Below are 13,087 nucleotides of genomic sequence, written 5' to 3'. Positions count from 1 at the left end.
ACTCTGCCCGCGAAAACGCAACGCGTTATACGTGACGCACCGAGATCCCCTGTGGGAGCGGGCTCTGCCCGCGAAAAGCTCAACGCGCAGTCCCTGAACGAAAGCGCCACTCCCTTCGCGGCCACCGACCGCTCCTACCGGGGGAACTCTCCCGCAACTCCCCGCCATTACACAATTTTCACCCTCAAGGAACATAATGGGACCGAACTGCCGTTTGACGACGGTCCGCCTATCTGTCCCCGAGGTTGCTGCACAATGAACATCACTCGCGCCATGGCCCTGGCTTCCCTGATGGCCGTTGCCACCAGTCCGGCCTTCGCTTTCAACCTGAACGACGCGGTCAACGCCGCTGCCACCCTGCAGAACGGCAAGCAAGGCAACAACGCTGCCGTGGCTGCCGCACCGGAAGCCGCAGGCCTGCTCAACACCTTGGGCTCGACCCTGAACATCACCCCGACCCAGGCCATCGGCGGCACCGGCGCCATGCTGGGCCTGGCCAAGAACCAGCTGAGCACCGCCGACTATGCACAGCTGAGCAAGTCCGTGCCCGGCATCGACAAGCTTTCGGGCAACAACGCCTTGGGTGGCTTGAGCGGTCTGAGCGGTCTGCTCGGCAAATCCGACCAAAAGAATATCAGCGCCCTGAACAACGCTCTGGGCGACGTCAAAACCACCAGTGACATGAACAACGCCTTCAGCGCGCTGGGCATGAACAGCGGCATGGTCGGCCAGTTCGCGCCAGTGATCCTGCAATACCTGGGGCAACAAGGCGTCGGTGGTCCGCTGCTCAAGAGCCTGGGCAGCGTCTGGGGCACCGGGACGGGGAGCTAACCCTGCGCTGGATCAGCGATCGAGTTCGGCGCGCAAGGCGTCGATGCGCTGATCCTTTTCGCTCCAGAGCTGGTTGACCCAGTTCTGGACGGTCAAGCGGAAGTCCGGATCATTTTCGTAGTCGCCATCGATCAACTCCGCGTCGATGGCGCGCGACTGGATCTCCACGATCACCCGCGGCACATCACCACACAGCAGGTTCCAGAATCCCGGAATGGCCGTGCCCGGATACACCACCGTCACGTCCAGCAGACGGTCGAGTTGTGGCCCCATGGCCGCCAGCACGAACGCCACGCCACCGGCCTTGGGCTTGAGCAGGTAGTTGAACGGTGACGCCTGCTCATCGCGCTTGGCCGGGCTGAAGCGCGTACCTTCCAGGTAGTTCACCACCGTCACGGGCTGGCGCTTGTACAGCTCGCACGCGGCCCGAGTGATCTCCAGATCCTTGCCCTTGAGTTGCGGATGCCTGGCCAGAAACGCCTTGCTGTAGCGCTTCATGAAGGGGTAATCCAGCGCCCACCAGGCCAGGCCCAGCAGCGGGACCCAGATCAGTTCCTTCTTGAGGAAAAACTTGAAGAACGGTGCCCGCCGGTTCAACGCTTGAATCAGTGCCGGAATGTCGACCCACGACTGGTGGTTGCTCACGACCAGATAGGACGTGTCCTGGCGCAGGTCTGCCGCGCCGCGTATGTCCCACTGGGTCGGCACGCACAAAGCGAAGATGAGTTTGTCGATCTCGGCCCAGGTTTCAGCGATCCACACCACGGCCGCGGATGCCCAATCACGATAACGCATGGGCAGCACCAGCTTGATCAGGGCGAACACCAGCAGGGGTCCGATGAACACCAGGGTGTTGAGCAACAGCAGCAGGGCAGTCATACAGCCGGTGAGCAGGCGACGCATAGAACGACTCGGGGGGTATTCACGGCCGGCAATCATAAGCACAAGCGAGTGCCGAGCCAATTCCGGCACGCGGTTTCGTCAACAAATGTTTCACTTTTCATTGGGTATGCTGAGCCCATACCGTTTGCAGCACCGATCGCCTTCACCGGCCCTCGCTCAAGGAAAAGCTTCAGTGAAATCCGTTCTCGCATTGCTGTCCGTATTGGCGCTGCCGGTCATGGCCGCCGAACCCACGCTGTATGGTCGCTTTGAATACATCAAACTGCCGGAAATCGGTGGTCAGGTCTTCAAGGCCAAGATGGACACCGGCGCACTGACTGCCTCGCTATCGGCCAAGGACATCCAGACCTTCACCCGCGACGGCGACGATTGGGTACGTTTTCGCCTGGCCACCAAGGACGCCGACAACAAGGTGTACGAGCACAAGATCTCACGTATCAGCAAGATCAAGAACCGCACGGAGGAAGACGACGACGGCGAGGGCGCCGAAGTCTCGCAGCGTCCCGTGGTGGACCTGGAACTGTGCCTGGGCGACGTCAAGCGCACCATCGAGGTCAACCTGGTCGACCGCAGCAAGTTCAACTACCCCCTGTTGATCGGTGCCAAAGGCCTGCGCGAGTTCAAGGCCGCGGTCAACCCCGCCCGCCGTTTCGTCGCCGACAAGCCGGACTGCTGATTCTGGCCGTGGCAGGCCGACGTGCAGTCGTCCCGATAGGCGTGCCTACAAGGCAAGCAACAATCTCCCGTTTTCCATGCTCCAATGCGGGTATATATTATGATGTATACCCGCACTGGAGATGGATATGTCACAGACAGCAAAAGTCTTCGTTAATGGCCGAAGCCAAGCCGTGCGCTTGCCTGCCGCCTTCCGATTCGATACCGATGAAGTCTTCATACGGCGCGATCCCGAGACCGGCGATGTGATTTTGTCCAGAAAGCCCGACTCATGGGATGAGTTTCTGGCACTTGTCGCTCAAGGCGGCGTTCCAGACGATTTCCTGAGCGCCGACGATCGCACGCAGATGGCTCGCGGAAACCGCGATCCACTCGACGGTATTCCCGAATGAAGCAACTGATGCTGGACACCAATACCGTTAGTCACCTGCTCAAGGGGCATCCGGGTGTCATCAAGAACCTGAGCGCTGTGCCCATGACATCGGTGTGCATCTCCTCCATCACCGAGGCGGAATTGCTTTATGGCCTGGCCAAGCGGCCGGCTGCGCAGCGGTTGGCGGGGATTGTGACCGCGTTCCTGAAAACCATCGATATTCTTCCTTGGGGCAGCCAGGCAGCCCAGGCCTATGGTTCGAGCCGGGCAACGGGCGAGCGTCGTGGGCACTGCCTTGGCGCATTGGACGGCCTTATCGCCGCCCATAGCCTTTCGCTCGGGATGACACTGGTCACCAGTGACAAGGCGTTTCGCTTGGTCGAGGGGCTTGAGGTACAGGACTGGTGCGAGATTGCGTAAGCACTCCCTCCGTGTCAGGCCGACGGCATAGTCGAGCGTAGCGACTCGCGCTGACTCACCTCGGCAAACCAGCCGGCCAACCCCGGATAACGCTGCCGCCACTCTGACTCCGGCATGCGAAAATCCACATACCCCAGCGCACAGGCCACGCCGATTGCCGCGATATCGAACGCTGCGCTCAACTCCGCGATCGCCGTGGCTTCCAGATACGCCAGTCCCCGTTCGATCTTCTCGGCCTGATTATCCAGCCACAACGGCCAGTGCAGCTCAGGCGGCCGCAGGGCCTTCTCGTAGCGAATCAGCACGGCCGCGTCGAGCATCGCATCCGCCAGTGACGCCACCGTCAACCGCCGCCAGCGCGACGCCCCTTCCCGAGGGATCAGCGGGTTGCCCACATGCTGATGATCCAAGTACTCCAGGATCACCCGGCTGTCATGCAGCGTAGTGCCGTCTTCGAGCACCAACGCCGGAATCTTCCCGGCCGGGTTGTCCTGGTTCACTGACGCATCCGGGCTGACAGGGCTCAACGCCACCGTCTTCAGAAAGACCCGCTCCAACTGACCGGTCTCATGCAGCAGCACCATGACCTTGCGAGCAAAGGGTGAGGCGGGGTTGTGATAGAGCGTCATGGCGGGCATGAAGTGTTCTCCTTGGATAAGGAGTTACCCTGTATCAGCTTGAAGATGGGGTCAAGCCGTCCCCACTTGATTGTGATCCAACGCTCTCAGACCTTAAGTGCTTTGGCCAGGAATGCAGGCGCGTAGCCCGAGTTATGCACAGGACTGACGCTCAGCGTTCTGCCATTTCCGCTATGCCTTTGAGCAGACCCGCCTCTCTTCTCAACAGATGCCATGGCCCATCGGCAACGATCCTGCCCTGCTGGATAACCAGTACCCGATCGAAACGCGACAATGCTTCGATATCGTGAGTGACGCAGATCAACCCTTTTCCTTTGAATGCATCCATCAAGGTGTCCCACGTTGCCATGGCCAGCTCTTGATCGAGCGAAGCGGTTGGCTCGTCGAAGAGATTGAAGCGTCCAGGCCTGTTGAGCAGCCGAAGCAGGCTGAGCCGCTTGGCCTGTCCGCCGGAGAGGTTGGACGCGGTATCGTTGAGATTCAACTGGCTGAGCAGTGCCTCCAATGACAACTTCTGCACTTGCTCCAGCACTTCAGGTCCGGCGGCATGGCCATACATCACGCCCGATTTCAGATCGCCCGGCAGGAATACCGGACTTTGCGGGCAGTAGCGCAACGCGCGCAGCTGTGAGGCGCCGCGGATCCGCTCAACGCAGATACCGTTGAGAGAAAGATGTTGTCGATAAGCACCGTCCATACCCGCCAGCAACTCGAGCAGTGTGGACTTGCCTGCACCACTGGGGCCGGTGATGGCCACGCTTTCATCGGACTTGAATCGCAGGGGAGCGTCGAGCGTCATATGTCGGCCTGACACCTCACACGCGGCCAGCTCCAGAGAGGAGATGGGCGATGCCGGAGGCTTCAGTGAGCGGTCCGGTCCATCGAATCGCGGAAGGCTGAGGGTCTGCTGCAGTTTGACTTTGTCAGCCATGAATTGATGGGCCGAACGATAGGCTTCGGCGATGCCCGATATGTTGGTGAGAAATCCACCCGCAATCGAGCACAGCGCAACCAGCTCGCCGATAGTCAATGTCGGGTTTGTCATCCCCTGGTTTCGAACGCCCCACACCAGGAGTCCACACGTGGAAAGCCCGATGAAGAGCATTTTCGCGGACCCCAGCGCCGCCGCCGAACTCGCGACGGTGGTAGCGCAACGCGCGTAGCGCTCGAATGCCAGATTGAGCGGGGATAGCGTTTGTTCAGCAGCCCCTTCCAGCTTGATGGAACGGGCTGCGCGCAGCGTGCTGAACAGACGTTCAGAGACTTCGTCTTCGCTGTCGTTGACCTCGTTGATATGTCGAGTACGCCACTGAATGATTCTATGGCACACATATAAATAGATGCACGATGCCGTCAACAGCGCTGCGAAGAGTTGGGCGCCGCCAAAGTGCACAAACAGAATGCTGACGACGAGGATCTCGATGATCAGGGGCAGCCCAACGGTGATAAAGAAATTCAATATCTGCTCATGAGCGGTAATGCCGCGATCCGTTGCTTTGATCAAATGGCCTATTCGTAAATTATTAAAGACGCAGAATTCTTTCTTGAAGATTTCTGCTATCCAACTGATGGATCGATCCTTGACCGTTTGCTGGACCAGTCGAGTCAGTGCATACGTCTGGATGGGGGCAACCGCAGCTGTCACCAGTATGACCAGCGCGTAACCACAAAGCAGATAAGGGATCGTCAGGCTTTCAGCGCTGCTGTCGAGTGACAGGTTGTCAATAACAGCACCGAGCAAGAGCGCAGGTGCAAACAGCGAAAGCTTCAGGATGAATACAGTGATCAAGGTAGCCCCGAACAGGGCTGGCCTTTGCGTTATGGCCTGCGTCAGGAACTGCCTCATATTGATGGGTCCTTATCTCAGATAGCAGCGCTGTCGAGTCAAACAGGAAGTTCAGGCCGAGCAAGCCGATGGCATCGATACCAGGTGCAGATAAATATCACCGAGTTGAGTCATACACAACGTTTACGCACAGCCCTGCGTCCCGAAAAACTGTAGGATTTTTAACAGTGGAATATCAGACGAATTAGCTGCAAAGTAGGACGTAATCTTCAGTTGTTCAAAGCAGAGCGGTTTCTTCTGTAGGACTCGACAGCGTCGGGTTTTTTGTGGGAGCGGGCTCTGCCCGCGAAGAGGCCTATGTTCGCAATACACATCATCAGGCCATACGTCGAATGCACGAAGCCGTCGCCTTCGCGAAATATCCCTATGATAACTGCGCAAGCTGCTTCAGCGATTGCATCCTGATCCTGGATTACCTGAGCGCAGATGAGCCCACCGGTGCATGGCCCACTCAGCCCCTCCTGACCAACCCCCACCCCCCCAGCACCGCTGGAATCCCCAACCCCACCCACGCCAGGGCATCCCACCAGCCATCCCCCAGCAGGGCTGCGAACAATCCGGCCGCGCCGATCAGCCCGATCGCCAGCGGAATGCCGAACACCGGCCAGAACGTCGACTTCTTCCGTTTCGTCACGCCGCGGCCTCCACGCCAGCAGCCTTGGCGGCGCGGCGGCGGACCCACCATAGGTACACGCCACTGCTCAGCACGATGATGGTCAGCACATCCAGCGCCGCCCAGAGGATCTGCATCGGCATACCGCCGTAGTCGCCGAAGTGCAGCGGCTGCGACAGGCCCATGGCGTCCATGTACCAGGGCCGTTCGACCACTGCCGTGACGTCCAGGGTGGTGGCGTCGATCAGCACCGGCGTCAGCAGGTGCGAAGTCAGGTGGGTGCCGCCCTTCATGAACACCGCGTAGTGGTGTTCGCTGGAAAAGCGCGTCCCGGGAAAGGCGATGAAGTCGGGTGTCATGCCCGGCGCGGCGCCGTGGGCGATGTCCAGCAGGCGGGTGGCAGGCGCCCGTTGCGTGAGCGGTGGCGCGTCGCGGTAGGGTTCGATCAGGGCCGTGAGGCTTTCCGCCCGCCAGGCGCTGATGAGCAGGTCGGCGCAGGCGCTGATCACGCCGGTCACCCCCACCACCAAGGCCCAGGTCAGGGTGACCACGCCGATCAGGTTGTGCAGGTCGAGCCAGCGGGTGCGGGTGGACTTCTGATTGCGCACAGTGCCGAACGTGAGTTTGCGCATGAACGGCGAATACAGCACCACCCCGGAAACGATGGCCAGCACGAACAGCAGCCCCATGAACGCCAGCAACAGCTTGCCGGGCAGCCCGGCATACATGTCCACATGCAAGCGCAGCATGACCATCATGAAGCCGCCGTTGGCCGAAGGCATTTCCATGGCTTCGCCGGTGCGGTTGTCGAGCATGAAGGTGTGGGACAGATTGGGCTCGGTGTCGGCTGTGGCGGCGGTGATGGCGAACACGCCATGAGGGTCGTCTTCGTCCCAGCCGAAGTACTGCACCACCTCGCCGGGACGGTGGGCCTGAGCGGCCTGAACCAGTTGCTGCAGGTCCAGCTGCGGCGTGTCGGCCGGCATGTCGCGGAACTGTGGCTCGTCGCCCAGCAGGTGTTCGATCTCGTGATGGAACACCAGAGGCAAGCCGGTGATAGCCAGCATCAACAGGAACAGGGTGCAGATCAGGCTGGTCCAGGTGTGGATGAAGGACCAACGGCGGATGGTGGTGCTTTTCATTTCATGGCCTGCAAAAAGAACCCAGCCGTCCGCGCAGGGCTGGCTGGGTCATGGAGCATCAGTTGTCAGGGCGTTACGACCTGTAGTCGCACCAGTATACGTACAGGCAGCGCGAAAAAGGCCAGTGGCCAGCGCAATCGAGGCGTGTCGGCAGCGTTCATGTGCATACGCAGTTTCGCGCAGGTCAGAACGCCTGAGTCTGCTGGCGCCGCCGCCACTGAGCCACTTTCTCGGCCAGGGCGCTGGGGCTGTCCAGGCCTTGGCGGCGGGCACGGCTGAACAGCAGCATGGCCAACTCCGCCGTGACCAGCGCATCGGCACTGGCATGATGGCGCTCACCGACCTGCAGGCCGAAATGCCCGGTCCAGTCATCCAGCCCGGCTTCGCGCAGGGCCGCATCCGGGCACAGCATCGGCGCCAGGGCGGCGACGTCCAGGAACGGGTGCTGCAAGCGGTAGCCCAGACTTTGCTTGAGCGCGCGCGTGAGCATGTGCTCATCGAAGGGCGCGTGAAAGGCCAGCAGCGGGCTGTCACCGATGAAGGCCATGAAGTCCAGCAAGGCCTCGGCCGGATCGTCCCCGGCGGCAATCGCGTCGGGGCCCAGGCCATGGATCAAGACACTGGCGCCCAGCCGCGGTTGCTCGCGCAGCAACGTGCGTTCGAACTGCCGGGAGAAATCCACCGCGCCATCTTCGATGACCACCGCGCCGATCGACAGCACCTGATCCTTGTTCAGGTTCAAGCCGCTGGTTTCCAGGTCCAGCACCACCCAGCGCTGCTCGCGCAGGCGGCAGGTTTGCCAGGGTTGGGCCGTGGGCAGTGCTGCCATACGTTGCTGCAAAGTGGCGTCCAGCACGCAGGCGGGTTTGGCCCGTAGCCAGTCGAACAGGCTCACAGCTGGTACCTCAGGCTCAGACTGGCCTGCAGGCGCTGGGCCTGGCGCAGGGATTCACGCAGGATGCGCCGGTCCAGTTGGTTGAGCTCGGCCGGGTCGACGCGATTGGAATAGGGCAGGTGCTGCCGGGCCTGGGCTTGATGCTGCTGCATGCGCGTCTGCTGGATGAAATGGTAGGCCTCTTCATAGGCGGCACCGTCCTGTGCGTCGATGACCTCTTTTGCGACCAGCTGGCGCAAGCGCTCCAAAGTGTTCCCGGTGTCGATGCCGTTGGCCAGGGCCAGCAGGCGTGCGCCGTCGACGAAGGGCGTCAAACCTTGCACCTTGAGGTCCAGGGTGGGCGCCTTGTCACTGCCCTGGCGGGTCAGTACGAAGTCGCGAAAGCGCCCGACCGGAGGCCGCTGGCGCAAGGCATTCTGCGCCAGCATGCGCTGGAACAGGCTGTTGTCCGCGACCTGTTCCAGCACGCTGCGGCGCAGTTGTGCACAGGCCGAGTCATCGCCCCATACCGTACGCAGGTCGAAATAGATGCTCGAATTGAGCAGGTTTTCCGGGCTCGCCTCGCGGATGAACCCGGCGAAGCGCCGCGCCCATTCCAGGCGCGACAGACACAGCTCGGGATTGCTCGCCATGACGTTGCCCGTGCACAGACTGAAGCCGCACTGCGCCAGCGCCAGGTTGATCTGATGCGCCAGCGGCAGCAGCTTGCCGCGGATCTCGGCGGCGTGGGCGGCGTCACGGGCTTCGAAGACGATGCCGTTGTCCTGATCGGTGTGCAGTGTCTGCTCGCGACGGCCTTCACTGCCGAAACACAGCCAACTGAAGGGCACACCTGGATCACCGCGCTCCTGCAGCACCAGTTCGATCACCCGGCAGACCGTGTGATCGTTGAGCAAGGTGATCAGTTGGGTAATCTGCGTCGACGAGGCGCCATGGGCCAGCATGCGCTCGACCAGAGCGCTGATTTCCCCGCGCAGGGCGACCAGTTGTTCCAGCCGCGAAGCATGGCGGATGGTCCGAGCCAGGTGCACCAGATCCACCCGCTGCAGGGAAAACAGATCGCGCTCGGACACCACGCCGCACAGGCGCTGGTCCTTGACCAGGCAGACGTGGGCAATGTGCCGTTCGGTCATGGCCACGGCGGCATCGAAGGCACTGGCTTCCGGGCTGAGGTGGAAGGGCCGGGGAATCATGTACCGCTCGATGGCTGCGCCGAAATCGGTGGCTGCATCGGCCACGGCCTGACGCAGATCGCGCAGGGTGAAGATGCCTTGGGGGGCTTTCAGGTCGTCGACGATAACGATGCTGCCCACTTGCTGTTCGTGCATCAGGCGTACGGCATCGCGCAGCGGCAGCGAAGCGGCGCAGGTTACGGGGTGACGCATGGCGAGGTCGCCCAGCCGGGTGTTCAGCGAGTACTGCGTACCCAGGGTTTCGACGGCCTGGCGCTGCACCTGCTGGTTGACCTGGTCGAGCAGGCTGCTCACCCCGCGCAGGGCGAAATCACGGAACACTGTAGACAGCGCGAACAGCTTGATGAAGGCCTGTTTGTTCAATTGCAGGCAGAAGGTGTCTTCGGCCGCCAGATGCTCGGTGCGCGTGGCTCGCTCGCCCAGCAGCGCGGCGAGCGGGAAGCACTCGCCCGCGGTGATCTCGAACGTGGTTTCGGTCCCGCGGCGCGCACTGTGCGGCCGTTCGCCCACCACCTGACCCTGCTTGACGATGTAGAAGTGCTCGACAGCACCGTCGGCCGGTTTGATGATGCTTTCACCGCTGGCATAGAAGCGCAGTTGGCACTGTTCCACGAGATACGCCAGATGGGCGTTTTCCATCTGGTTGAACGGTGGGAAACGTTGCAGGAACTGCACGGTGCCGTGAATGTTCTGCAGCACTGCGGTCTTGCCCGCCTGGGTGAAGGCGTCGGTTTTGCTCATTGGCCATTACCGCCCGATAGGTCGAATCGGAAATTGTCGTTATTGTGGATTTGGCTTTATTGTCCGGCCATGGTCGACTGCATGAGCGAACGTGCCCATTGGACGTAAGTCTAAAAGGTTGAACGGCGCTCCAAAGGCCGATGGATAGGTAATGGATGACGGGAAACGTATGTCCGATCACGAATCATTGTTGAGTGATGCCGAGCGTGAAGCGCTCAGCGAGTTGGGTCAGGTTCAGGATACACCGCCCCAACTGGCGCTGGTGGTCGATGACGATCGCGACACGCGGGACGTGCTCGCGCAGATTCTTCAGGCGCACGGCATCCCCTGTGTGCAGGCCGAAAGCGCCATGGGTGCGATGGGTCAATTGCGTGCCAACCTTCGCATCGGATTGCTGATCACCGACCTGCGCATGGGCCCCGAGTCGGGCCTGGATCTCATTCGTGAAGTGCGCGAATCGGAGCGCGCGGCGTTGCCGATCATCATCATTTCCGGCGATGCCAGCGTGAAGGATGCGATTGCGGCGATGCACTTCAGCGTGGTCGACTTCCTGCTCAAACCGATCGACATGAACACGTTGGTCAGACTGGCGCGCGAAGAGCTGGGACTGGATGGGGCGCCTTGAGGTTATCCACGTTTATCCTGAGCGTGGCTGTGGATAACCTGTGTCGATAGCCCTGGAGCCCGCAGCCTGCGGCGTTTTCAGAGTGTTGATCAAAAAACGGACAGTTGTGCCGGGCTTGTGCACAATCCAGGTGGACCAGCCTGTGGATAACCTTGGCGTAACTCGCTGCAGGCCTTGACCGGCCTGACCCGCAGCCAGGTGAGCGTTTTTTGATCAGCTACGCTGACGCCGATTCCACCAGATATCCATACTGTAGATAAGCAACCCCGCCCAGATGAAGATGAACGTCACCAGCGTCGCAGGCGCCAGGTGTTCGCCAAACACCTGAACGGCCAGCAGCAACACCAGCGTGGGCGCGATGTATTGCAGGAAACCCAGTGTGGTGTAGGGCAGGTGGCGCGCGGCTGCGTTGAAGCACAGCAGCGGCACCAGGGTAATCGGGCCCGCGGCCATCAACCAGAGGGCCTCGCTGGTGGTCCAGAACGCTGGCTGGACGCTGGCGGCATCGCCATGCCAGAGCAGCCAGCCCGCAGCCAGCGGCACCAGCAACCAGGTTTCGATGACCAGCCCCGGCAACGCTGCCACCGGCGCGCGCTTGCGAATCAGGCCGTAGAAACCGAAGGTCAGGGCCAGCGCCAGGGACACCCACGGCAGACTACCCACTTGCCAGACCTGCTGCGCCACGCCGATTGCCGCCAGCGCCACCGCGACCCACTGCAGCGGACGCAGCCGCTCACGCAGGATCAGCAGCCCGAGCACGACGTTGAGCAGTGGATTGATGTAGTAGCCCAGGCTGGCCTCGAGCACTCGGTCGTGGGTCACTGCCCAGACATAGACCAGCCAGTTGGCGGCGATCAGGCAACCGCTGCCGACCAGTATCGCCAGCCGCATGGGGTTGTCGCGCAGTTCGCGCAGCCAGCCGGGATGCTTCCATACCAGCAGCAGCAACGAGCCGAGCAGCGCCGACCAGAGTACCCGCTGGGCAATGATCTCCACGGCCGGGTAGTGCGAGAGGGTCTTGAAGTAGAGGGGGATGAACCCCCAGCAGATGTAGGCGCTCAGGCCCAGGATGTATCCCCGGCGGGGATTGGCGACTTGCATGGAGCTCCCTGCTTGCATGGTTTTGTTGTTAAGCGGTGGTCGGCAACTTTACACATCGGGCCGTGAGACACAACGCCACGCGTGTGTGCTCAAAACAGTTTCAGTGGCTCTTCGTTGAGCGCCGCCAGTTGTTCGCGCAACGCCAGCACCTGGTCGCCCCAGTACCGCTCGCTGCCGAACCACGGAAAGCTGCGCGGAAAGGCCGGGTCTTCCCAGCGGCGTGCCAGCCAGGCGCTGTAGTGCATCAGGCGCAACGCCCGCAGCGGTTCGATCAGTGCCAGTTCACGGGGATTGAAGTCGTGGAACTCGCTGTAGCCGTCCATGAGTTCGGACAGTTGCCCCAGGCATTCCTGGCGATCGCCGGCGAGCATCATCCACAGGTCCTGGACCGCCGGGCCCATACGGCAATCGTCGAGGTCGACGATGTGGAACACGTCGTCGCGGCACATCATGTTGCCGGGGTGGCAGTCACCGTGCATGCGGATGTTCTGGTGTGGCGTGGCCTTGTAGACTTCTTCCACGCGCTTGAGCAGGTCGCGGGCCACCGACTCGTAGGCGGGCAGCAGGCTGCGCGGAACATGGTTGCCTTCGAGCAGGGTCTGCAACGAATCGTGGCCGAAGTTCTGCACGCCCAACGCTTCGCGGTGTTCGAACGGGCGCGTGGCACCCACGGCGTGCAGACGACCGAGCAACTGGCCCAGACGATAGAGCTGGTCGAGGTTGCCCGGCTCCGGCGCGCGACCGCCGCGACGAGGAAACAGGGTAAAGCGAAAGCCGGCGTGCTCGAACAGCGTCTGGCCCTCGTGCACCATCGGCGCAACCACGGGCACTTCACAGTCGGCCAGCTCGGCGGTGAAGGCGTGTTCTTCGAGGATGGCCGCATTGGTCCAGCGATCGGGACGGTAGAACTTGGCAATCAGCGGTTGGCCATCTTCGATGCCCACCTGGTAGACGCGGTTCTCGTAGCTGTTGAGCGCCAGCACCCGTGCATCGCTGAGAAAGCCGATGCTTTCCACGGCGTCGAGCACCAGGTCTGGGGTCAGTGTTTCAAAAGGGTGGGCCATGCGAACTCCTGCGCGCGGCAGGCTGCC

Annotated in this window: 14 protein-coding genes; 5 read left to right on the top strand and 9 right to left on the bottom strand. The window is 61.5% G+C overall.

Annotated elements, in window-relative coordinates; translation table 11 throughout:
* Positions 1-255: 255 nt before the first annotated feature.
* Entirely contained in the window at positions 256-831 is a 576-nt protein-coding gene (locus ABMD26_RS09550) for a DUF2780 domain-containing protein (protein WP_056844420.1), read from the top strand.
* A 12-nt stretch (positions 832-843) separates the two neighbouring features.
* Here ABMD26_RS09550 and yihG read toward each other — a convergent pair whose 3' ends face one another.
* The gene (gene yihG, locus ABMD26_RS09545; protein WP_134722921.1) at positions 844-1,734 is read right to left on the bottom strand and encodes a 1-acylglycerol-3-phosphate O-acyltransferase, YihG family; all 891 of its coding nucleotides are present in this window, start codon (positions 1,732-1,734) and stop codon (positions 844-846) included.
* A 172-nt stretch (positions 1,735-1,906) separates the two neighbouring features.
* On the opposite strand from yihG, the gene rloA2 reads away from it, so the two are divergent.
* The 3 genes from rloA2 (at position 1,907) to ABMD26_RS09530 (ending at position 3,202) form a co-directional block, all read left to right on the top strand.
* A complete protein-coding gene (rloA2, locus tag ABMD26_RS09540; protein ID WP_134722922.1) occupies positions 1,907-2,410 on the top strand; it encodes a retropepsin-like aspartic peptidase RloA2 in 504 nt (167 codons plus the stop codon).
* Between the two features lie 127 nt (positions 2,411-2,537).
* On the top strand, positions 2,538-2,801 hold the full coding sequence (locus ABMD26_RS09535) for an antitoxin (RefSeq protein ID WP_049861782.1): 264 nt from the start codon (positions 2,538-2,540) through the stop codon (positions 2,799-2,801).
* A complete protein-coding gene (locus tag ABMD26_RS09530) occupies positions 2,798-3,202 on the top strand; it encodes a type II toxin-antitoxin system VapC family toxin (RefSeq protein WP_354309222.1) in 405 nt (134 codons plus the stop codon). Before ABMD26_RS09535 ends, ABMD26_RS09530 begins: the two co-directional genes overlap by 4 nt.
* Before the next feature lie 14 nt (positions 3,203-3,216).
* Here ABMD26_RS09530 and ABMD26_RS09525 read toward each other — a convergent pair whose 3' ends face one another.
* The 6 genes from ABMD26_RS09525 to ABMD26_RS09500 form a co-directional block, all read right to left on the bottom strand.
* Positions 3,217-3,840, bottom strand: coding sequence for a glutathione S-transferase (locus ABMD26_RS09525; RefSeq protein ID WP_354309220.1), 624 nt, complete (start codon positions 3,838-3,840; stop codon positions 3,217-3,219).
* A 151-nt stretch (positions 3,841-3,991) separates the two neighbouring features.
* Complete coding sequence (locus ABMD26_RS09520; RefSeq protein ID WP_354309218.1) at positions 3,992-5,686, bottom strand: ATP-binding cassette domain-containing protein; 1,695 nt, start codon at positions 5,684-5,686, stop codon at positions 3,992-3,994.
* Positions 5,687-6,137: 451 nt separating this feature from the next.
* Complete coding sequence (locus ABMD26_RS09515) at positions 6,138-6,320, bottom strand: hypothetical protein (protein ID WP_056844412.1); 183 nt, start codon at positions 6,318-6,320, stop codon at positions 6,138-6,140.
* Complete coding sequence (locus ABMD26_RS09510) at positions 6,317-7,441, bottom strand: PepSY-associated TM helix domain-containing protein (protein WP_134722926.1); 1,125 nt, start codon at positions 7,439-7,441, stop codon at positions 6,317-6,319. The genes ABMD26_RS09515 and ABMD26_RS09510 overlap by 4 nt, the downstream gene beginning before the upstream one ends.
* 184 nt (positions 7,442-7,625) lie before the next feature.
* On the bottom strand, positions 7,626-8,336 hold the full coding sequence (locus tag ABMD26_RS09505; RefSeq protein ID WP_354309215.1) for a 3'-5' exonuclease: 711 nt from the start codon (positions 8,334-8,336) through the stop codon (positions 7,626-7,628).
* On the bottom strand, positions 8,333-10,270 hold the full coding sequence (locus tag ABMD26_RS09500; RefSeq protein WP_320522925.1) for a putative nucleotidyltransferase substrate binding domain-containing protein: 1,938 nt from the start codon (positions 10,268-10,270) through the stop codon (positions 8,333-8,335). Before ABMD26_RS09500 ends, ABMD26_RS09505 begins: the two co-directional genes overlap by 4 nt.
* 169 nt (positions 10,271-10,439) lie before the next feature.
* Here ABMD26_RS09500 and ABMD26_RS09495 point away from each other — a divergent pair, with 169 nt between their 5' ends.
* The gene (locus ABMD26_RS09495; protein ID WP_056844600.1) at positions 10,440-10,895 is read left to right on the top strand and encodes a response regulator; all 456 of its coding nucleotides are present in this window, start codon (positions 10,440-10,442) and stop codon (positions 10,893-10,895) included.
* Positions 10,896-11,108: 213 nt separating this feature from the next.
* On the opposite strand, the gene rarD is transcribed toward ABMD26_RS09495, so the two are convergent.
* Together rarD and ABMD26_RS09485 are read right to left on the bottom strand one after the other, a co-directional pair.
* Complete coding sequence (rarD, locus tag ABMD26_RS09490; RefSeq protein WP_354309212.1) at positions 11,109-11,996, bottom strand: EamA family transporter RarD; 888 nt, start codon at positions 11,994-11,996, stop codon at positions 11,109-11,111.
* Positions 11,997-12,085: 89 nt separating this feature from the next.
* Positions 12,086-13,060, bottom strand: coding sequence for a serine/threonine protein kinase (locus ABMD26_RS09485; RefSeq protein WP_049862091.1), 975 nt, complete (start codon positions 13,058-13,060; stop codon positions 12,086-12,088).
* Between the last annotated feature and the right edge of the window lie 27 nt (positions 13,061-13,087).

It is taken from the genome of Pseudomonas sp. PvP001, from assembly GCF_040546375.1.
Classification (GTDB): Bacteria; Pseudomonadota; Gammaproteobacteria; order Pseudomonadales; family Pseudomonadaceae; genus Aquipseudomonas; species Aquipseudomonas coleopterorum.
The sequence above is the reverse complement of the archived record's forward strand: the minus strand, read 5'-3'. Positions and strand labels throughout refer to the sequence as shown.